Origin of the sequence: Tindallia californiensis, from assembly GCF_900107405.1 — a bacterium.
GTDB classification, from domain to species: domain Bacteria; phylum Bacillota; class Clostridia; order Peptostreptococcales; family Tindalliaceae; genus Tindallia; species Tindallia californiensis.
This window is the reverse complement of the sequence record NZ_FNPV01000008.1, coordinates 34,403-55,830: the sequence shown is the minus strand read 5'-3', so window position 1 is coordinate 55,830 and position 21,428 is coordinate 34,403. Positions and strand designations below refer to the sequence as shown.

General features: G+C 40.0%; 21 protein-coding genes. 18 read left to right on the top strand and 3 right to left on the bottom strand.

Annotated features, from left to right (window positions below):
• Window positions 1-140: 140 nt before the first annotated feature.
• The 7 genes from BLV55_RS11410 to BLV55_RS11380 all read left to right on the top strand — a co-directional run bounded on the left by BLV55_RS11410 (window position 141) and on the right by BLV55_RS11380 (window position 8,597).
• Window positions 141-1,583, top strand: a complete 1,443-nt coding sequence (locus BLV55_RS11410; protein WP_093314539.1) for a transglutaminase domain-containing protein — start codon at window positions 141-143, stop codon at window positions 1,581-1,583.
• A 41-nt stretch (window positions 1,584-1,624) separates the two neighbouring features.
• Window positions 1,625-3,652, top strand: a complete 2,028-nt coding sequence (locus tag BLV55_RS11405; protein WP_093314537.1) for a sigma-54 interaction domain-containing protein — start codon at window positions 1,625-1,627, stop codon at window positions 3,650-3,652.
• A 295-nt stretch (window positions 3,653-3,947) separates the two neighbouring features.
• Window positions 3,948-5,117, top strand: coding sequence for a MalY/PatB family protein (locus BLV55_RS11400; RefSeq protein WP_093314535.1), 1,170 nt, complete (start codon window positions 3,948-3,950; stop codon window positions 5,115-5,117).
• A 16-nt stretch (window positions 5,118-5,133) separates the two neighbouring features.
• Window positions 5,134-6,126: a 1-aminocyclopropane-1-carboxylate deaminase/D-cysteine desulfhydrase gene (locus BLV55_RS11395; RefSeq protein WP_207646072.1), complete on the top strand. Its 993-nt coding sequence runs from the start codon at window positions 5,134-5,136 to the stop codon at window positions 6,124-6,126.
• Window positions 6,127-6,153: 27 nt separating this feature from the next.
• Window positions 6,154-7,563, top strand: a complete 1,410-nt coding sequence (nhaC, locus tag BLV55_RS11390; RefSeq protein WP_093314533.1) for a Na+/H+ antiporter NhaC — start codon at window positions 6,154-6,156, stop codon at window positions 7,561-7,563.
• 53 nt (window positions 7,564-7,616) lie between these two features.
• Window positions 7,617-7,856, top strand: coding sequence for a hypothetical protein (locus BLV55_RS11385; RefSeq protein ID WP_093314531.1), 240 nt, complete (start codon window positions 7,617-7,619; stop codon window positions 7,854-7,856).
• A gap of 432 nt (window positions 7,857-8,288) precedes the next feature.
• Window positions 8,289-8,597 carry a hypothetical protein gene (locus tag BLV55_RS11380; RefSeq protein WP_093314529.1) on the top strand — a complete coding sequence of 103 codons (309 nt, stop codon included), beginning with the start codon at window positions 8,289-8,291 and terminating at the stop codon, window positions 8,595-8,597.
• A gap of 373 nt (window positions 8,598-8,970) precedes the next feature.
• Here BLV55_RS11380 and BLV55_RS11375 read toward each other — a convergent pair whose 3' ends face one another.
• Entirely contained in the window at window positions 8,971-9,414 is a 444-nt protein-coding gene (locus tag BLV55_RS11375) for a DUF6773 family protein (protein ID WP_093314527.1), read from the bottom strand.
• Between the two features lie 149 nt (window positions 9,415-9,563).
• Here BLV55_RS11375 and BLV55_RS11370 point away from each other — a divergent pair, with 149 nt between their 5' ends.
• The 8 genes from BLV55_RS11370 to BLV55_RS11335 all read left to right on the top strand — a co-directional run bounded on the left by BLV55_RS11370 (window position 9,564) and on the right by BLV55_RS11335 (window position 15,530).
• Window positions 9,564-10,022, top strand: a complete 459-nt coding sequence (locus BLV55_RS11370) for a hypothetical protein (protein ID WP_093314525.1) — start codon at window positions 9,564-9,566, stop codon at window positions 10,020-10,022.
• 110 nt (window positions 10,023-10,132) lie between these two features.
• Window positions 10,133-10,735 (top strand): sulfurtransferase-like selenium metabolism protein YedF, encoded by a 603-nt coding sequence (yedF, locus tag BLV55_RS11365; RefSeq protein WP_093314523.1) that lies wholly within the window; start codon window positions 10,133-10,135, stop codon window positions 10,733-10,735.
• Window positions 10,736-10,984: 249 nt separating this feature from the next.
• Window positions 10,985-11,917, top strand: coding sequence for a mechanosensitive ion channel family protein (locus tag BLV55_RS11360; RefSeq protein WP_093314521.1), 933 nt, complete (start codon window positions 10,985-10,987; stop codon window positions 11,915-11,917).
• The gene (locus tag BLV55_RS11355) at window positions 11,877-12,074 is read left to right on the top strand and encodes a DUF951 domain-containing protein (protein ID WP_176968392.1); all 198 of its coding nucleotides are present in this window, start codon (window positions 11,877-11,879) and stop codon (window positions 12,072-12,074) included. The genes BLV55_RS11360 and BLV55_RS11355 overlap by 41 nt, the downstream gene beginning before the upstream one ends.
• Window positions 12,075-12,321: 247 nt before the next feature.
• Window positions 12,322-13,128: an ABC transporter ATP-binding protein gene (locus BLV55_RS11350; RefSeq protein WP_242870113.1), complete on the top strand. Its 807-nt coding sequence runs from the start codon at window positions 12,322-12,324 to the stop codon at window positions 13,126-13,128.
• Entirely contained in the window at window positions 13,125-13,922 is a 798-nt protein-coding gene (locus tag BLV55_RS11345) for an ABC transporter permease (RefSeq protein WP_093314519.1), read from the top strand. Before BLV55_RS11350 ends, BLV55_RS11345 begins: the two co-directional genes overlap by 4 nt.
• A gap of 35 nt (window positions 13,923-13,957) precedes the next feature.
• A complete protein-coding gene (locus BLV55_RS11340) occupies window positions 13,958-15,019 on the top strand; it encodes an ABC transporter substrate-binding protein (RefSeq protein ID WP_176968391.1) in 1,062 nt (353 codons plus the stop codon).
• 10 nt (window positions 15,020-15,029) lie between these two features.
• Window positions 15,030-15,530 (top strand): CD3072 family TudS-related putative desulfidase, encoded by a 501-nt coding sequence (locus tag BLV55_RS11335; RefSeq protein ID WP_093314515.1) that lies wholly within the window; start codon window positions 15,030-15,032, stop codon window positions 15,528-15,530.
• 101 nt (window positions 15,531-15,631) lie between these two features.
• Here BLV55_RS11335 and BLV55_RS11330 read toward each other — a convergent pair whose 3' ends face one another.
• Entirely contained in the window at window positions 15,632-16,669 is a 1,038-nt protein-coding gene (locus BLV55_RS11330; RefSeq protein ID WP_207646071.1) for an ABC transporter substrate-binding protein, read from the bottom strand.
• A 57-nt stretch (window positions 16,670-16,726) separates the two neighbouring features.
• The gene (gene cudC / locus BLV55_RS11325) at window positions 16,727-17,284 is read right to left on the bottom strand and encodes a choline uptake/conversion transcriptional regulator CudC (RefSeq protein WP_093314513.1); all 558 of its coding nucleotides are present in this window, start codon (window positions 17,282-17,284) and stop codon (window positions 16,727-16,729) included.
• 553 nt (window positions 17,285-17,837) lie between these two features.
• Here cudC and BLV55_RS11320 point away from each other — a divergent pair.
• The 3 genes from BLV55_RS11320 (at window position 17,838) to BLV55_RS11310 (ending at window position 21,316) form a co-directional block, all read left to right on the top strand.
• Window positions 17,838-19,733, top strand: coding sequence for an aldehyde ferredoxin oxidoreductase family protein (locus tag BLV55_RS11320; RefSeq protein WP_093314511.1), 1,896 nt, complete (start codon window positions 17,838-17,840; stop codon window positions 19,731-19,733).
• 8 nt (window positions 19,734-19,741) lie between these two features.
• Window positions 19,742-19,951, top strand: coding sequence for a sulfur carrier protein ThiS (gene thiS / locus BLV55_RS11315; RefSeq protein ID WP_093314509.1), 210 nt, complete (start codon window positions 19,742-19,744; stop codon window positions 19,949-19,951).
• A 156-nt stretch (window positions 19,952-20,107) separates the two neighbouring features.
• Entirely contained in the window at window positions 20,108-21,316 is a 1,209-nt protein-coding gene (locus BLV55_RS11310; RefSeq protein ID WP_093314507.1) for an iron-containing alcohol dehydrogenase, read from the top strand.
• The last annotated feature ends 112 nt before the right edge of the window (window positions 21,317-21,428 follow it).

The window sequence follows — 21,428 nt, the reverse complement described above, 5'->3', positions numbered from 1 at the left end:
ATAAGAGACTCTCTGACTGGAGGTATTTTTGTAAGAAAAAAAGAAAGAGTATAAATTTCATTAGATTTACAGAAGGTGGTTTGATAGAATAGAATCCGTAAAGAAGCAATGAATTTTGTAAACAAGGAAGGGGTTCTGAAATGTACTTAATCTCAAAAAATAGGAAAAAAAAGATTCAGAGTAAATTAATGGCGGCGGGCATACTGGTGCTGCTGATGCTGATAACAAGCGCGGTGTCGGGAATGGCAACTACTGGAGAAGTAGTAGGAGAAGTATTGGGAACCGAGATTAAAGCAACTATTAATGGGATGGTGATCCCTTCCTACAACATAAACGGCACAACAGCTATTATCGCCAGAGACTTATCTGGTTATGGCTTTGATGTTCAGTGGCAGGAAGATACCCGTTCCGTTCAGATTCAAAAAAATCCAGATAAACCTAAAAATCCAATAGAAGAAACAGAAGCTTTGAGACATCGGTATGCCACCGGCCGCAAACTTTACGATGTCATTTCAACAGATATTAAAACCTATGCGGGTGCAGATGAAATTCAGTCCTTTAATATTGGAGGAAAAACGGCGATTTACCTAAGAGATCTGGAAAACTTTGGTAACTTGGAGTGGGATAATCTTAGAAACGAAGCCAGCTTCTTAACTAAAAGCTTTCAGCAAGCATTAGATGAGATTCCGGAATCGTTTGACACCCTATCCACTCACCATGATCAAGCAAAAGGCTTTGCCAGCTTTATTCGCTTGGAAATAGAGGGTCAGGTCCTTCATCTTTCAGGAAAAGTGCCGGAGGAATATAGGTATGTGATGTTTGTGACCAATGGTGATGAAAGAGATGTGATTGACGCCAGTCGAAATGGCAGCTTTCAACATGAAATCAGACTCTCTTCTTCTAGGAGTAATAGATACCAACTATTTTTTGGGAAAGAAAGGTATCGCACCTTCGACAGAGAAGGCGGTGAATTTTTCATTGAAAGGACAAATGATGGGCATGTAATTTCTGCTGCTCCAAGTTATTTCGATAATGTTAAACAGCATATGATTCATCGAACACCTTCTTTTTATCTAGGAGCAGAAAACAACATCGATCCGGAACATCCGGCAATAAGACAACTAGCTCAAAGGTTAACCGAGGATGCAACAACCAATTATGAAAAACTGGAAGCCATTCATCAGTGGGTGATAGAAAACATAGCTTATGATATAGCTGCTTATTACGGAGATGGAAACAGCCAGGTGGATGCTGTAGATGTTCTAAACAATGGGAAATCAGTTTGCAGCGGTTATGCAAACCTGATGGCAGCGTTGCTTAGAAGTGCAGAAGTGCCTACTCGGGTAGTGTCCGGATATGCCTTAGGTGCCAGTTCAGATGGTAGTTGGGATCATGTGGAAATAGAATATGTCGGCACCAACCATGCCTGGAACGAAGTCTATGCCGATGATCGTTGGGTTATCGTAGACGCTACATGGAATGCTGGTGTTGTGGACAATCGTCAGTTTGTTCCAAGTCCACATTATCGTTATTTTGATCCGACTATCGAAAACTTTTCTTATACGCATCTCGTTAAAAGGTAATTGAAAATGAGAGAAAGCATCACTTCGCTGGGAGGATATCAATGAAAAAAGTGACGATCATTACAAACTTCAGAGGAGTGGCAGAACACCATAAAATGATTTTACAACAACTTTTTCCTCTGGTGGAGATATCGGCTCTGGGTTTTGATAAAGACGTAATACGCAAAAAGATTGATGCGGATGTGTTGCTCATTTCACTGTACTCCATTTACGTAGAAATCAAAGAAAAAATACCCCTGAGGGCAAAAGTCATTGTGCTAAGCACTACCCTTACAAAAGAACAACGGAATAAGATAAACAGCATCAGAGAAGGATCGGAAGTATTACTGGTAAACTACAGCCCAGAAATGACTTTGGAGAGCATGGCTTTGCTCCGTCAGATAGGGTTAACCAATTACAATTTTTTTCCTGTATACCCAGGAAAAGGAGATATCCCATCTCTTTCGATTGCCGTTACCTTAGGAGAGCGAGAAGCGGTGCCGGATTTTGTGGAAGAAATTATTGATACCGGGCACCGGACCTTAGACGAAACCACGATCATGGACATAGCGGTTAGTTTGGAAATGGAACATTTACTACAAAGTCCTCCGTTTATAACGCATTTTAACAGCCTATGTAAAGTTTCGACGATAGCATCAGCCCTTCTGGACCGGCTTAATATGGCTGACAGCCGATTTCTGAAGCTGTTAAACGTGATTGATGAAGGCATTATGACAACCGACCCGGAAGGGGTTATATTAGGATTGAATGATAAAGCCCGCCAGATCCTTTCATTTCGCCAGGAAATTATTGGAAAAAACCTTCTGGAAGTCCTTGATTTTTCCGTTGTCAAAGAAGCGATTCAATCCAAAGCTGTTGTTGAACAAGAACTGATACGGTTTCAGCATACGAATATTTCCTTTCGTTCCGCACCAGTGATGACTGGTGGTATGATTTCCAGTATTATTATAGTGATAAATCAATTCGAAGAAAAAGAAAAATTCCAGCATAAACTTCGTGCAAAAATATTAGGAAAAGGCCACAAAGCTAAATATACCTTCGATAGCATTATTGGAAAAAGTGAAGCCATTCAAAAAACACGGTGTACCGCCCAGAAAATTGCCAGATCCAATTCCTCTGTCCTTATCACCGGAGAAACGGGAACAGGAAAAGAACTTTTCGCTCAGGCGATTCATAATGCATCTCGAAGAAAAAACTATCAGTTTGTGGCAGTGAACTGTGCCAGTATTCCGGAACCATTATTGGAAAGCGAACTTTTTGGATACGAAGAAGGTGCCTTTACCGGAGCTAAAAAAGGCGGCCGCATCGGTCTTTTTGAACTGGCTCACCAGGGAACACTGTTTTTAGATGAAATCGGAGAAGTATCGACTCATTTACAAAGCCGGTTGCTTCGGGTCATTCAGGAAAAAGAAGTGATGCGGGTAGGCGGCGATAGGGTGATCCCGGTAGATACAAGAATTATTACAGCAACCAATCAAGATTTGAGAAAATTGATTCAGGAAAATAAATTTCGGAAGGATTTGTACTATCGGATTAATGTACTATCCTTAAAAATTCCACCCCTTCGTGAAAGAAGAATCGATATCATGCTAGGGTTTGAACACTTACAAAAAGAAGCTCATGCCGATTTTACCTTGACAAAAGAAGCGAAAAACTATTTAAGTCAATATCCTTGGGAAGGCAACTTTAGAGAATTGCAAAACTGCGTAGAATACTTAGTCTATCTGGAAAAAGACCTGATCCATTTACAAGATTTGAAAGAGAGTCTGCCAGATGTCTCTTTTCACTTCCCACTAAAAGAAGAACATCTCGAAACGAACCTTATACCTGAAGAAAGGTTTGTACTTCAATGCCTGCTTAAGGCCGGAGAAGAGATGAAAGGACTCGGTCGCCGGAGGATGATGGAGATGGCGAAAGAACAGAAAATATACTTATCTGAAAGAACACTTCGAAACATCTTGCAAGCATTTCAGGAAAAAGGATGGGTGGAAGTAGAGAAAGGTAGGAAAGGGACCATGCTTACAGAAAAAGGATTTCAAGCTGTTAAGCGATGTTACGATCAGAAGTAATGATATTTTGAATCTTCAAAGGAAATGGGAAGTCAACCAGTCAGCAGGAATTTTGTTTAAGAGGAGCAAAAGGGAACAAAGGGAACAAAGGGAACGGACAAATCCCCGTTGTTCCCTTTTTAAAGGGCAAATCTGAAAGAAGAAAAAAGAGAAAAAAGAGAAAAAACAGTTTGTTTCAATAGGTGACGGATAAAGTCCTCTGATTTAAGAACATTGGCATAATAATTGCATTTATTATGAAAGAAGTGAAAAATGATTCAAAGACTCAAAAAATAATTTAAGCTGGAGGAATATTATGGAAACCTTTGAGCACATCATTGATAGAAAGCATCAGCTTTCAGCAAAGTACGACGAACTGGAAAAAAAGTTTGGAAGAAAGGACTTACTGCCGATGTGGGTGGCGGATATGGATTTTCAGGTAGCACCAGAAATCTGGAAGGCAGTAGAAAAAAGAGGGAAAGAAAAAATATATGGATATACGTCAAGACCAGATACTTACTGGGATGCAGCGATTCGTTGGTATCAACGAAGGTATGACATGACGTTGAAACAAGAAGACCTTATTCACAGCCCGGGAGTAGTGACATCCCTAAACGTTATTATCAGAGAACTGACCAGGGAAGGAGATAAAATCATCATACAAACTCCTGTGTACCCTCCCTTTTACGATGCGGTACGTAAAAACCAGCGAGTGTTAGTAGAAAATCCATTATTGGAAGAAAATGGTCAGTACTACATTCATTTCGAAGAACTAGAAAAACAGGCAGAAGAAGCCTCGATGCTCATCCTCTGCAATCCGCATAATCCGGTAGGGCGTGTTTGGACAAAGGAAGAACTGGAACGTATCGGCGATATCTGCCGACGCCATCAAGTCATTATTCTGGCCGATGAAATTCATGGCGATCTGGTTTTTGGAGATCGGATGTATACGCCAATGGCCTCCTTATCCAAGGAAATTCAAGAAATCACCATCACCTGTTTTTCGGCTACAAAATCCTTTAATCTGGCAGGTTTGCAAGCATCTTTCATTCATGCTCCGCAGGCGCAATATCATCAGCCGATTCAGGAATTTTTTACCATCATGGAACTGCAAAGAAATGATTGCTTTAGCGTCGTTGCTGTAGAAGCAGCCTTTAACCATGGCGAAGAGTGGTTAAATAAAATGCTGGCGTATGTGGAAGAAAACATGGCTTATGTAGAAAACTATTGCCGAGAAAACATCCCGGAATTAAAAGCTAATTTGCCGGAAGGCACCTACTTGCAATGGATTAATTGTAAGGGATTGGGATTGAAAGATGACGCATTAAAGAAATTAATGATCGATGAAGCAAAGGTTGCTTTAAACATGGGAGTAGACTATGGAGCAACTGGTACCGGATATGTGCGTCTCAATCTGGCTTGCCCTCGAAGCATTGTAGAAAAAGCAATGAAAAATATTGAAGAAGCCGTTAAAAAAAGAAGGTAAAAAAGGAGGTTGTACGGTGAAACTGCCTAAACGAAAAGCAATAGCCAATGTGCCAACGCCGATTTTTGAGGTGAAGCGGAGTCTAGGGGAAACGGAGGGACTTCGGTTTTTTATCAAACGTGATGATTTTACAGGGTTGGAATATACAGGAAATAAAATAAGAAAACTGGAATATATCCTGCCCGATGCGATGGAAAAAGGAGCACAGGTATTAATAACCTGCGGAGGACAACAATCAAACCATTGTCGGGCAACGGCGGCGATAGGTGCTCAGATGGGTCTGAAAACCCATCTTGTCTTAAAAGGTAAAGAAGAGAAACCGATAGGAAACTTCTTTTTAGACAAATTATTTGGAGCAGAATGCACACTGATTACCGAAAAAGAATATCGGGAAGAACGGGCTCAGATCATGGACCGTATTAAAAAAAAATATGAATCCCAAGGGTTGACAGCCTATGTAATGCCAGAAGGAGCTTCCAGCGGTCTGGGAATGTTTGGTTACTACCATGCTTTTCAGGAAATTCAGCAACAAGAAAAAGAAATGAATATCCAGTTTGATACGATCTGCGTAGCCACAGGCTCTGGTGGTACCTATGCCGGGCTCTATCTGGGCAACCAGGAATTAGAGAAGAAGAAACAGCTTCTGGGGATCAATATATACGATGAAAAGAAAGATTTTCAGACAATAACAAAAAACATTATCACAGAAGGACTTCAGCAAACAGGAAATGAAGAACTTCTGACAAACCTGGCATTTGATCAAGTGAATATGTGCAACGCTTATGTAGGAGAAGGCTATGGTCACTGCACCACTGAAGCCATCCACTTTATTAAAAGCTTTGCCAGACAGGAAGGAATCCTTTTAGATCCAGTGTATACAGGAAAAGCAATGCATGGCTTGTTTCAAGAAATACAACAAAGAAGAGAAACGCTGAAAGGTAATGTGCTGTTTATTCATACAGGCGGTCAATGGGGAGTAATGGCAAGAACTCAAGAATTTGAAATCTAATCTCATAAAAATAAGGAGGTTTTTTGAATGGAACAGAGTAAAACCAGCCCGTCGTTTGCTTATTCACTGGGAACACTAGCGATTGTTGTTGCGTTTATGTTGATTAGTATGGTTGGATTTGGTGCTTCATTGCAAATTGTTTTTTTTCTGTCCTGGCTTATTGTGATCCCAGCCTGCATGAAATTGGGATACAGTTACAAAGAAATTGAAGAAGCAGCTTCTGAAATGATAAAAAAATGCTTACAACCTACGATGATTCTTCTGGCAGTAGGAGCCATGATAGGAGTATGGATTTCCTCCGGCACCGTCCCCACCATTATTTATGGCGGATTAGTAGTGATCACACCAACCTTCTTCTTACTGACAGCCCTGATTCTTTGTTCTTTAACCTCTCTGGCGACAGGAACATCCTGGGGTACCATTGGAACTGCCGGTTTAGCCCTGATGGGGGTAGGTGCTGGGCTAGAAGTACCGGCAGGAATTACCGCTGGTGCTGTTATTTCTGGAGCCTACTTTGGCGATAAAATGTCTCCCTTATCCGATTCGACCAACCTGGCAGCCGCTGTATCCGGTGGAGCGCTCATCCCTCATGTGAAAGCCATGTTTTTTACCGTTGGTCCGGCCTATTTGTTATCCGCAATTCTCTATACCGTCATCGGCTTTAGGCACGTAAGCGGAACCGTTGACCAGGCACAGTTAGAGTCAATCCTTTCAGCACTGAGAGGCGAGTTTCATATAGGCATTATTGCTTTGATACCGGCGGTGATTGTCCTTACACTGCTGGTCATGCAAAAACCTGCCTTTACTTCGATTCTGATCGGTGCCGTGGCAGGTGCTGTGGTAGCGGTAATAAACCAAGGCTTTTCATACAGTGAAGTTTTACAGCATATGTACACTGGATTTCGCATCGAAAGTGGCACAGAGTTTATCGACAGTTTACTAAATCGTGGCGGTGTGATGAGCATGGTAGGCCCTGTACTCATTATGATATTTGCCTTTGGATTTGCAGGAATGATGCATCATGTTGGAATGATGGATGCCCTGTTACGACCCTTAACCAATAAAGTAAAATCAGATCGGAGCCTCATTGGGTCAACGATGATTGTTAGTTATGTTACCAACGCCATTGGTAGTTCAATGACCTTTTCAGCCGTCATGACAGGAACCTTGATGGCCCCCTTATATAAAGAACACAAACTGAAACCGGAAAATCTTTCCAGAGTTATTGAAGCCTGTGGTACACTAGGGGGTGTTCTGATTCCATGGAACAGCAACGCCATCTTTGTTTCAGGGATGTTAGGCGTTACCCCTATCCAATATATTCCCTATGCCTTTCTAAACTGGCTGACACCGATGGTTACTCTCTTTTATGCCGTTACCGGTATTGCGATGATTAAAGAAGAACCGGATACAAATACGGTTCAAAAGACATCCTAAGACAAATGGATTTTTCCTATTATCATCTGATTCAGGATATCCTAGGAGTCCTTATGGTTGCCGCAGGGTTTAGATTGATACAAGTATATCTGATTTTAATGAAAAACAAGGGAATAAAAACAGCCTACCTTTTATGCACAATCGGTCACGGTTTTTTAACAGCGGCAGGAGTGACCCTTCTTCTATTTCCTTGGGCATTAAAGCCATGGCTTCTTAGCACTATATTGTTTTTAGCAGGCAGATGTATAGGAGTTGTCGCCTGTAAGATTATTAAAAGACAAGAAGTACAGTAATAGCACTTCCGAAAATGTCGTCGATCTCCAGTGGTACAAAAAACACAGGAGATCGACGACGAATCTTTGTTTATCAGAAACGTTGAAAAAAGAGGAAACGAAAGCTTGTCAATGAAGAAAAGATAGAAAACAAAGGGATGACATGTTAAACTATGTGTAGAAATAGCAGTGGGTTTTGAGGGGGTTGTAAGCATTCTTGCAAGAAAAAATATGTCTATAGAATCAAAAAGAAATATAAGTACTTTCATTTTGAAATGGCTTTAACCATTGTTCCTGTTGAATAATTAAAACAATTGAATTATAATAATTAGTAATACTGAAAAAAATAAAGATATTAAAACTATTCTTAGAAAAGTCAATGATAGCGATGTTCAGTATTCTTTAGTAGAGCAGGTTTTGGCAAGATATCTTATAGAATGAGGAGAGATGAATTTGAAAATTACGTTGGAGCATGAGTCTGGAGTTAAAAAAGAAGTGAAAAAAGGGTTTTCGTGGACCACATTCTTCTTTGGTTTTTTAGTTCCTTTAATTAGAGGAGATATAAAATGGGCAGCTATTATGTTCATCGTTGCTGCAGTAATAGCACTTCCAACATTTGGACTGGGTGTTTTTCTGGTGGATCTGGTTTTTGCATTTATTTACAATAAAACCTATGCTAAAGAATTGCTTGAAAAAGGCTATAGACCTTCAACGGAGAGAGATGAGGAATTGTTGAAAGAATATGGAGTATTTGCTGCATAGCGAGTAATAGCGATGAAAAACTTCATGAAAAAAGTGAAGCGTCTGCGATAGGTCACTTATCTAAAAAGAACGAAACTGAGATAATCCGCTCAAAGCTCATTGTAGCTATGATGATTATCTTTTTTGTTTTTATAATAAGGCTATTTATTTGCTGACATCACCGCTTAATATAAAGTTTTTGCTCTGCGGCATCCCATTCAACAATGATCGATAACCCTCCGAAAATAGCCCGTTCAATATGCAAGTCATCGATAGGTAAAGTATACCTTATGAGAAGGATAATGAAACCACCTGTAATGGGTAGTGTTAATAGAAAGGGCGAAAAAAGTCCCCTACCTAATATGGGTAGGGGAAAAAACGAAGGCAAGGTAAGTTAGTTGGGGGCATTTTTCTTTTTTCTCCGATAAGAAAGATAGGGAAGAATAACAGAAAAAGCAAAGAAAACCATCATTCCGACAACGATAGAAAATAAGTTGGCAAAACTTCCTACGCTCCACCTGTTGCTGATAAACATTAGTATTGCAAAAAAGAAAGTGGAAAAAACACCTCTCAAAACAGCCTTGCGGGTATTAAATCGGTCGCCTTTTTCTAAATTGGAATCATGAAGGCTTCCTTGAAAAGCAAATCGCACCACTAAATAAATACTGGATAAGAAAAACAACACTGAAATATCTCCAATACTTTTCAGTGAGTGGTTTAGGATCAGTCCCCGCACTAAAACCATTAAGAGTAAGCCGAAGTAAAGTAAGTAAAACCCTTCAGCGTAAATTTCCTGCTCTGTCTTTTTTTGTTTTTTTACATTTTTGTGAGCATCCATTGAAATGACCTCCTTAGTGATTGTCACCAATATAACACAGAAGATTAGTCATTTCAATTCCAACGGGAAAGGGTTTATTGCGATCGGTCATGACAAAATAGCCTAGCTTTGATATGATAGAGAACACAAAGGACGAAAGGGGGTATGACATGAACGATGTTTTTGTTTTTCTAATTCTATTGCTGGGATTTGTAGCCGGAGCATCAAAAAATCTTCAGCGCTCCCGACAACGATTGCAGAGAGCAAAGATACCTTTTTTTAGAAAAATGGAAGCCGGAGCAGCGGTGGTTTTGCTGACGATGGTGGCTATTTTAGGTGGTAACCATGGAGTTCATTATATGCTGGCATTGATGGCTGGAACTTTTGTGGTTTCAGGAGCTATTTCTGCCGGCATTCATCCAGAAGGTATTCTATATTTTCATGGAACTTCTGTCTTACTGAGAATTGAAAGATGGGAAGAAATCGAAGAAGCTTCTTTGAAAGAAACGGAGGAGAAGTTCTTTCTTTACTTTAAGGGGAAAAGAGGAACCTGCTGTCAGGAATATTCAAAAGAGGTTGCTGGAGATATTCGCCAATTAATTAAGAAAAAAGCACCACGTTTGCTATAGGATAAGATGTTTATAGAAAAAATTCCTTAATTGGATGATGTTGCTTTAAGAATGAATATGATATAGTTTTATTTAGAATAGATACAATAGAAAATATGGGAGGAATAACGATGAATAAAGAGGTCGATGCAAGAGGTCTTCAATGTCCAATGCCTTTAATTAAAACGAAGAAGGCGCTAGAAGAAATAGAAAAAGGGAATATTACGGCCATTGTGGATAATGAGGTGGCAAGAGAGAATATATCAAAGTATGCAAAAAGCATGGATTATAAAGTCGATGTTAAAGAAAGTCAAGGAGACTTTTATATTGATATCTTTAAGGAGTTCAAGTATCGGGAAGTGAAAATGGTGGATTTAGAGCCGGATAGTCATATCATGGGCGATTTTGTCGTGTCTATTGGAAAAGATTATTTGGGAGAAGGATCTAGGGAATTGGGAGATATCTTAATGAAAGGATATCTTTATACATTAACAGAAGTGCAACCACTGCCAAGGGCGGTTATTTTTATTAATAGCGGTGTTAAACTTACCTGCATCGGTTCGGAATCCTTAGAGAATCTACGAAAGTTAGAAGAACTTGGAGTAGAAATCCTTTCTTGCGGAACTTGCTTGGATTATTTCAAAATCAAGCAAGAATTGATGGTAGGGGAAATTAGCAATATGTATACAATCGTTGAAACGATGAATAAAGCTAAAAACACCATTCAGCTCTAGTGTCTATGTAGAAAGAGAAGGTTGATTTCAGATAAAAAGAGGATGAAATTGCTGATTCTCACCTTGAAAGATCACGGACAATTGTGATCTTTCTCTTTTAAGATGTGGTGAAGATGAAAACGATCCAGCTATCTATGATGATGAAAAACGAAAGAAGAAGCTTTTGGAAGTTAATGGATTAAGAACAGCACTAAGAAGGTAGTGTAAAGTAGCGTATGAAAACGCAGACCATAATCAGGGGGTTGATGAATGAACACTTTTATCCATAATATCATCGAACCAATTCTTCAAACCTATGAAACCATAACGGAGTTGGAGTATGTTGGTGGCGCAATTGCAATTGTTTTACAGGTTGTTTTCTTATTAGTATTAGCAAAAGTGGCCATTCGACTATTAAGAGGATTCATTCGCCGAATTTTTGCATCGAAAAAACATTTTGGAATCGGCACAGAAGATGCTCGGGTAAAAACATTGGAAGGATTGCTACACAGCATTGTTCGTTATATTGTGTATTTTGTGGTAGGAACTTCTATCCTAAGTTCTTTTGGTGTTCAAGTAGGGGCCTTGTTAGCAACTGCCGGAGTTGGTGGTTTGGCTATTGGTTTTGGAGCTCAGAACTTGGTGCGGGATATTATAACCGGTTTTTTTATTCTGTTTGAAAACCAGTTTACTGTAGGCGATTATGTGGAAATCGAAGGTGCTGGTGGTATTGTTGAAGAAATGGGTTTAAGGGTTACGAAAGTTCGGGATTTTACGGGAGATCTCCACATTATGCCCAACGGAGCTATTTCGAAGGTGATTAATAAAAGTAGCGGAAAAATGTGGGCATGGGTGAATATGCCTATTGCCTATGAAGAAGATATTGATCGTGCGATTAGGGTGTTAGAAGAAGCCAGTGAAGAGTTGGCTAAGACTAACGGGGATATTGTGGAAGGTCCGGAAGTGCTGGGAGTTAACGAACTGGCAGATTCTGGTGTACTGATTGCAACCTTGGCCTATGCGGCTCCCATGACTCAATGGTCTGTGGCACGAGCGATGAGAAAGGCATATAAACAAGCCTTTGATCGGGAAGGAATTGAGATTCCCTATCCAAGAAGAGTGGTGATTATGGCTAATGGTGAGAAAGAGGAGGTAGAAGAAAATGCCTATGCAGCTAAATCCGGGAGATCGGGTAACGCTTAAGAAAACACATCCTTGTGGAAGTAAAGAGTTTGATATTTTGCGAACTGGTGCGGATTTTCGGATAAAATGTGTTGGTTGCGGCCATGAGATATGGATCACCAGACCGAATCTGGAAAGGCGGGTTCGCAAAGTAGAAACCAAAGAAAAAAATGAATAAAAGAATGAATCTCTAAAAGATATTTAAGGAAATAGCCGAAAAACTTCGTGTTTTACTGGGAGATGAATCGGCTATTTTTTGTTTGATTACTTTATATAGATAGAGAAATTCTATCTATATAAATATTTCTATAAAAAACTTCTATTTTCATTAGTTTGTGCATTTGTGTATAATGGATGGCGGTAGCATAGACGGTGTTCTATAAATCTATAGATGGAACTAGGTCAAAGAGAATATAGGAGATAAAATGAAAAATACACTTCAAAATAAAATGGTTTTTCAGGTGGAAGGGTTGCATCATAGCTTTTTCACTAAAAAAGGAGAAGAGACAAAGGTACTGGAAGGCATTGATTTCAAGGTGTTTGAGAATGAATTTGTTGCTATTGTAGGACCAAGTGGGTGCGGAAAAAGCACCATTTTGAATCTAATGTCGGGGTTATTAAGGCCTACGGAGGGCAGTGTGCGATTACGGAATAAGGAGATGGACACGATTCATTCTTCTATTGGATACATTGCTCAATCAGACACTTTGTTGCCGTGGAGAACTGTTCGAAAAAATGTAGAAGTGGGATTGGAAATTAGGGGAATTGAAAAAACTACTCGAAAGAAAAGGTCGATGGAACTTATAGAGAAAGCGGAGTTGGAAGGATTTGAAGATGCATATCCTCATGAACTTTCAGGTGGGATGCGTAAAAGGGTAGATATCATAAAAGTGTTAGCCGTAGAACCGGAAATTATTTTTATGGATGAGCCCTTTGCTTCTTTAGACGTGTTTACCAGAGAAATTCTTCAAAAATATGTCCTGAAAGTGTGGAGTGAAGACCGGCGCACTATTGTGTTTATTACCCATGACCTTACGGAAGCTATAACGCTTGCGGATAGAATTTTTATTCTTAGTCAAAGACCGGCAAAACTGAAAAATACTCACTGTATTGATCTAGAGCGTCCAAGAGATCCAGAAGAACTGAAATTCAACCCACGCTTTATAGAGCTGTATGAAGGAATATGGAAGGATTTGAAATCTGAGGTGGAAATGCAGGTGAAAGAAGCATGAAATGGGTGAATCTCACTTTTACCAATGCAAAAGAACTTGGAATAAGGTTAAGTGGTTTTGTAATACTAATTTTGTTTTGGGAGTTTGCAGTACGTATCGGTTGGTTAAATCCATTTTACACGAGTCAGCCAACAGGAGTTTACTATGATCTTATTGATTTTTACGAAAGTGGTCAGCTATGGCGACACACCAGTGTTACGTTGAAAGAAGCTTTGTGGGGTTTGTTTTTTGGAAGTGTAGCAGGAATTGTAGTAGCGTTTATTTTAGGCTTTTCTCAAAATCTTGCAAAAGTGTTTGAACCTCTAATTACTGGATTATATGGAATACCGAAACTTGCCCTTGCTCCTATTTTTGTCCTGTGGTTCGGACTTGGGATTGAATCAAAAATTATTATGTCAGGATTATTGGTGTTTTTTTTGGTTTTTTTTAGCACTTATGGCGGCATTCAGGATATTGATAGAAATATTGTCCGATCGATACGACTGATGGGAGCAACCCCCTTTCAAATTAAAGTTAAGGTGTATCTTCCGGCAACAGTACCTTGGATTTTGGCTGGCATTAAAGGTGGATTGGGAGCTTCTTTGATTGGTGCAATTGTGGGAGAATATATGGGTGCAAGTGCAGGGTTAGGATGGATGATTTCTTACGCTACTTCTTTTTTTCAGGTAGAGAGAGTCATGTCCTGCATTTTTATTCTATTTATGATTGGCGTTATTTTCAATGGTATTTTAAAGACCTTCGAAAGACTTCTTCTTAAATGGAGAGCACCGACTGATTTTGATCAGCCGCTTTAATGAAGGGCTTTATAATAAAAAAAGGAGGAATTCTGTTGAAAAAAATATGGTTGATGTTGTTGATAGGTATGTTGTCTTTAAGTGTGGTAACAGGATGCAGTGGAAGTGACAGTAATGTGGAGGAAAGCATAGCGCCGGAAGAAAGTAGCGAAAAAGTAGCGGAAGAGGTCACTGAGGATACAGAGTTAACAGAAATAGTGGTTGCAGAGTTAAGAAGTGAATTCTGGATTCAGGCATACCTGGCAGATAGTCTTGGCTTTTTTGAAGAAGAAGGTTTGGCGGTAGAGTTTGTGACGACTACGGATGGACCAGTGGCATTTCAGGCAATGCATGCTGGAAGTTCTCACTTTACCATGTTAAGTACGGAACCTGTTCTGAGAGCTCAGGATCAAGGTTTGGAGTCAACCATTCTTTTATCGACACTAAAGAACAAGCCATATATGCTCATTGGTGCAGAAGGGATTGAAAGGGTAGAAGACTTAAAGGGAGAAACCATATTTGCTGGAATGCCTGGTTCGGCTCCATATTCTTTTGCTGTATCTATTTTGGAAAAGCATGGTATGAGTGAAGAGGATGTGGAATGGGCACAAATGGAATATGGTGCATCTTTGGGAGCACTGGAAAATGGTCATGTAGCAGCTATATATCTACGTTCTACAGCAAAAGATGAAGCGGCTGCTATTAATGCTAATGTTATTGTAGATGTATCTGATTCTCAGCAACATGAAGAGATTTATGGTACGGCGAGATATGAATCTTCAATTATTGTGGGAACAAAAGAGTTTGTTGAAGATAATCCTGAGGAGGTTCAAGCTTTTGTAAATGCAATCGTTAAAGCGATGGCATGGTTGGAAGATGCTTCTAATGAAGAAGTGGTGGATATAGCAAGTGAGCATTTTCAAGGTAGAGGTATATCAGCGGATCAAATTGAATATTTGAGACCATCTTTAAATCCTGATGGAATGATTACGGAAGCAGGACATGAAACGATTATTGCCTTCTGTATGGAAGAAGGAATTATTGAAAGAGATATCTCTTTTGAAGAGATATATGATCTTACTTTTCTTACTGAAGCCATTGAAATGATTTTAGAATAGGTGGAGAAAAATGAAGCGAAGCAAAAAGATAGTGTTGTTAGCACATTGTCTTCTAAATGTAAATTCAAAAATCAAAGGATTGGCAAACTATTCAGCACATCATGTAGATACTTTGAAAAAAGTTGTGGAAGAAGAGTTGGGAATTATTCAGTTGCCTTGTCCTGAAATCACCTATTTGGGAATGGACCGTTGGGGGATGACAAAAAATCAATATAGTTATCCGGCATATCGTAATCATTGTCGACAATTATTAAAACCTGTCATTGATCAGATTAGGGAATACGAAAAGCAACATTATGAAATTGTGGAGGTAGTTGGCATCGATGGGAGTCCCAGTTGTGGGGTTCAGTATACAGAAACTGGGTATGAAGGCGGTATGGTGTGTTGTGATGATAGGAATGAACCACAAACTGTCAGAATAGAAGAGTCGGGAGTTTACATGGAAGAGTTAATGAAACTTCTTAATGAAGCGGAGATCTCATTGAAGTTTTCTGGCATTGATGAGAAATAGTCAGAAGTAGATCGAAAAAAATCAGCGGTGCCTAAAGAAAGTACAATAGGCAACAGCTGATTTTTTTATTCGATGACTACCGCCACCGCTAAGACTCCTATTTACTGATAAGCATCTTTTATGGCTTCACTTGCATCCCGTCCATCAACGGTTTTAACGCCATCAACCCATGTTAATACGATGTCTACATTTTCGCTGACCCATTCGGCAGCGTACTCTTCTGGATCTCTTTCTTCATAACCAAAGGCATATACCCATTCATTAACATCTTCAATTTCGATCTTAAACTGTTTCATATAGCGAGCGAAATTGGGGCGTTCTTCTTCCAATCCAGGGCGTGAAAGCGTTGCGACAAACTCGGCTTCTTCTCCCCAGATACCTTCCGGATCATCTAGATACTCCATATCAAAGATAACATTCATATAATGTGGTTCCCATCCGCTAAAGACAACCCACTCTTCGTTTTCAATCGCCAGACCAACCTCTGTGATCATAGCGGCTTCATTACTTTCGAGCATTTCCCAGTCGCCAAGACCATAGATATTATTAGCAAAAGCATCCAGCATAATATCATTACCGTCATTGCCCGGTTCTAATCCATAATAGGTATGATCGAAGGCATCGGCATGTTCGGCTAAATCAGCCAGAGAAGTAACGCCGGCTTCGTAAACATATACGGGAACCGCTGGTGCGTAGTTAACATTTTCCAGATGTGTATCTAAATGAATGACTCGTCCTTCTTCGACAGCTTCCTGCAAAGGTGTGCCCCAGGTAACCCACCAAGCATCGGCAAACACATCGATCTGTCCGTCACTAAGACCTTCCAGAATAACAGGTAACGCATAACTTTGTAGATTTACGTCATACCCCAAGGTTTGAAGAACTTCAGCATGAATATAATTCTTCTGGGTTGAACAAGTCCAGGATACCATGGCTAGATTGATCTCTTCCTGAATTTCAATTTCTTCTGCATTCTGGGTTCCATTTTCATCAGTAACGGCCATTTCATCAGTTTCAGCAGGTGGTTCTTCAACAGTGGTCTCTTCGTCTGAACATCCAGCTAGAGCCATAGTGGACACCATAGCAACGATCAATAATAGGATACCTATCTTTGATTTTTTATTTTGACGATACCTCATAAAAATTAAAATCCTCCCTTTTTCCGTTCATATGATTAAGAAACATCTTTCTTGGTGTTACAGATCTTCTTTTGGAATGTGCCGAAAAATTTCCTGGGAATAAAAGCTCTCTACTAAGCGTTCCAGCCAGCGATAATATTTTTTGGAATCTTCAACCTGATAATAATAATCTTCTGCCTGTTTTCTGATGGTTTCGTCGCAGGAGTCATCTTCCATGATCTCCTGTAAGATTCTTTGAGAATCGGCAATGGCTCGTAGATTTTCCTTATATTCTCGTTCCCAGCGCTTGCAGTAAAAGCGAATAAAAGATTTAAAGAAATCTTTTTCTGCTGCATATTTGTTTTTTCGGGAACCTTTTTCCCATATTCGGTTGACCATTCCATTTTCCTGAAGTGCACGTACTCCGGTACTCATACTGGGCTTGCTCATTTCCAGCATATCTTTCATTTCATCCAGGGTAATGGGGTTTTCTACAAAATACATGGTAGCATAGAGCCTTCCGACGGAGGGCGCCGCACCATAAACATCCATGGTTTCTGTGATCGCTTGGATGACAAGATCTTTAGCACGTTCAATTTCTTCCTGTTCTTTCGATGTAGCGAGTTGATCAGACATATTTCGAATAGCCTCCTTAAGTCCTTCGCCCAAAAAAGAGCTTTAGATGCATTAAGCAAATTTAAAAATAATTTAATTCACTTAATATGTTAGTGCTTTTGACAGCTGTTGTCAATGTAAGCCTCTTTTATAGGAAGGATTCGCTATTGCTGAATCACTCATGATCCAATTCGTCTACAGTCACCTCCTCCTGAGTAGAAATAATAGAAGAAACTGAACGGTAAGAAAATTAAATACGTTAAGTATGATTTGAACAAACTTAACGCTTGAAATTATCATATAAACTTTTCTGGTCTTTGTCAAACGGCAACCTTGTTAAATATTAAACAATAGCAAATGGAAGGCTTTCAAAGTTTTGGTGCAATCAGCATCAGCGGTGTTGAAAAAAAGAAAAAATTTATTTTATAAAAAGTAAAAACTTGACAATGAAAATTCAAGTATGATACAGTTTACTATGTTAAATAAATTAAAAACGTTCAAAAATAATTTAACAAAATTCGAACGGGGTTTTATTTGAATGAACAATAGCGGGTGAGAAGTAAGGAGGAATAATATGAGTGTTTTTCCAGATGCAAAAGTGTTAGAGGTAGATCTTACATCCGGAGTAATTAGAAAAAGAAGTATCCCTGGAGATACATATCGATTGTATCCAGGTGGGTCAGCTTTAGGACTTTACCTGATTCTTCAGGAAATGGAGCCGGGAGTAGATCCTTTATCGCCAGAGAACATGCTGGTATTTTCGACGTCCATGTTGACAGGACTTCCCATCAGTGGACAAAGCAGGGTAATGATTACTACGAAAAGTCCATTGACAGATACGATAGGAGATAGCCAGGCAGGTGGGTTCTTCCCTGCTCACTTAAGAAACAGCGGGTATGATGCAGTGGTTCTGAAAGGAAAGGCAGAGAAACCGGTATACCTTTACATTGATGGTGACGAGGTTGCGATTAAGGATGCTTCGTCCATTTGGGGCAAGGTAACTGGCGAAACAGAAGCGATAATTCGGGAAGAATTGGGAGAAAATCAGTTGGAAATTGCTGAGATTGGTCCGGCTGGTGAAAACCTGGTGAAATATGCAGCAGTTATGAACATGGCCAACAGAGCGAATGGGCGTAATGGAACCGGTGCTGTCATGGGGTCAAAAAATCTGAAAGCAATCGCTGTTAAAAAAGTAAAACCTCGAAAAGCTTATGATCCCGTGGCGTTTAAGGCATTGAGTGGGAATGTAAAAGAAAGAATTGGAGACAATCCGAATATACAGGGACTAAGTGCTAATGGAACGAACGGTGAACTTGCACCGACTAGTGAAGAAGGATTTTTGCCAACGAGAAACTTTCTTTCCGGTTACTTTGGAGAAAAAGTGGATAAAATTGATGGTACAGCCGTCATGAATAGTATCTTTAAGGAAAGTGATACATGTTTTGCCTGTGCCATCCGATGTAAACGAGTAGTGGAAATTGAAGGGAAAGTAGATCCTTTATATGGTGGACCGGAATATGAAACGGCAGCTACTTTTGGTTCCTATTGTGATGTTGACAATCTGGAGGATGTTTCGATTGCAAATCAATACTGTAATATGTATGGCTTAGATACTATATCCTGCGGGGCTACCATCGCCTTTGCTATGGAATGTTATGAAAAAGGACTTTTAACCAAGGAAGAGACGGATGGGGTGGACCTATCTTTTGGCAAATCCGAGAATTTTGCCGACATTATTGAGAAAATATCTTTGCGAGAAGGATTTGGGAATCTTCTGGCAGAAGGAACTCACCGAATGGCAGAAAAAATAGGTCCGGAAGCCATGAAACTTAGCATGTGTGTAAAGAAACAGGAGCTACCGGCACATATGCCGCATTATAAGCCGGCAATTGGATTGCTATATGCGGTGAACAGCTTTGGTGCTGACCACCAGTCCTGTGAGCATGATCCATTCCTTACAATGCCGGAAGATTCCTTTGAACGAAAAAGACTGGCAATGATCGGCATCGACAAAGGGTATGAAGATTCTTTTGCAATGGATGACAATAAAGTTAAATTTACCATCGCTGGGCAAAAGTTTTTCTCCACCATGGATACGCTCGGACTCTGTCAATTCGCCTGGGGTCCCACCTGGCAGCTGTACGGACCGGATGATATGGTTGACCTTTGCAAGGCTGGCGTAGGATGGGATGCGTCGATTGAAGAATTATTGGAAGTCGGCGAAAGAAGAATCAATATGATGAGATACTTTAATATGCGAGAAGGATTCTGTAAGAAAGATGATTATCTGCCTGAGAGAATGTTTGAACCACTAACGGATGGTCCTCAAAAGGGTTTTCGGTTTGATAAGGATAGTTTCCTGGAGTTCAGGGAAAAGTATTATCAAATGATGGATTGGAATGAAGATGGAAACCCAACAGATGAAACCCTTGAGAAGCTTTCTTTGGACTGGCTTTTAGAAAAGAGGTAGCATAGTAAATGGAAAATACTGTATGCCTTTTTGTCAATAAGAAAGAAGTAAAGGTAGAGGAAGGATGTACCGTGGAGAAGCTGTTGGAAATCTTAGGATATTCACCCAGATCTTCCGTATGGGTCAACGGAAACCAGCTATATTTAAGAGATTATTCTCATACAGCTTTGAAGGAGCAAGATCAGGTGAAAATAATAAGAATTCTGGGTGGAGGATAAGTTGACGAATAGAAAGTAAGAGAGATGGTTTCTGGTAAAAGGTGGAAACCAGGCGAAAATGGAAAAAGTTAAAAAGTAAGAAGACATAAAAAGACATAAAAAGACATAAGAAGATATAAGGAGAAAAGATAAGATTAAATAGGGAGGAATAATAAAATGGCAATGAATATGGGATTTGAAAACATGACAAACCTACACACGTTTGAGGTACCGACTGTTATTAAGCATGGAATTGGATCGATCGGTAAGGCTGGAGAAGAGATTAAACAACTAGGCGTTAGCAAAGCATTATTGGTAACGGATCCGGGAATTTATGAAGCTGGAATCACTAAGTCGGTGGAAGAATCTTTAAAGGAAGCTGGGGTAGAGGTCGTTATCTTTAACCAGGTGGAGCCAAACCCAGCCGTTAAAGTAGTAGGAATGGGAAGTAAAATGTATAACGATAATAATTGTGATGGTTTGGTAGCTGTTGGTGGAGGAAGTTCCATGGATACGGCAAAAGCCATTGGAGTAGAAGTGTCTCACGGCGAATCCGTATTGGAATATGAAGCCGCTGAAGGGAAAAAACCTCTTTCTAAAAGAATTCCACCACTAACAACGATTCCAACTACAGCAGGAACTGGATCAGAAGTAACTCAGTGGGCTGTCATTACAGATACAGAAAGAGAATTTAAGTTTAATACCGGTGGTCCGCTCATTGCGGCACATTTAACGATTATTGATCCTGAACTACATGTCTCCATGCCACCAAGAGTAACGGCAATGACAGGGATGGATGTTCTTTCTCATGCGGTTGAATGCTATACCATGCACTTTGCTCAGCCAGTAACCGATGCAGTGGCGTTACTAGCCATTGAATATACAGGTGCTTACTTGCGTCGAGCTTTTGCTAATGGAAACGATATTGAAGCCCGTTATGGCATGGCACAGGCAGCTATGTTAGCCGGTCTTTCCTATGGAAGTGAGTCGGCAGGAGCTGGTCACGCCATGGCTCAGACTTTGGGCGGTATCCTTCCAGTAGCTCATGGAGAGTGTGTTGCTACCATGATGGGGCCAGTAATGGAATATAACTGGAAAGCAGCACCGAAGAAATTTGCCCGTATTGCTCAAGCATTAGGCGTGGATACTCACGGATTATCAGAAGAAGAAGCCGCTAAAGCAGCTGTTCGGGAAGTGTATCAGTTAGCAGAAGATCTGGAAGTAAGAAATTTGGAAGAAATGGGAGTTTCCAAAGACATGATTCCAAGATTAGCGAAAGAAGCCATGAAAGATCCTCAAACCGTAGGGAATCCCAGAATTCTAAACGAAGAATCCTACAACTGGATTTACAAGCGTTGCTTTGATTTGGTACCTTGCACTCTTTAAGCGATCAAACTATTAGGAGAGCAAGCTTACGATATTAAGAAGATAAAGAAATAAGCAAAAAGGCCAGGCGATGAACCATTTGCCTGGTTTTTTTGTGTTGTTTATACGATGA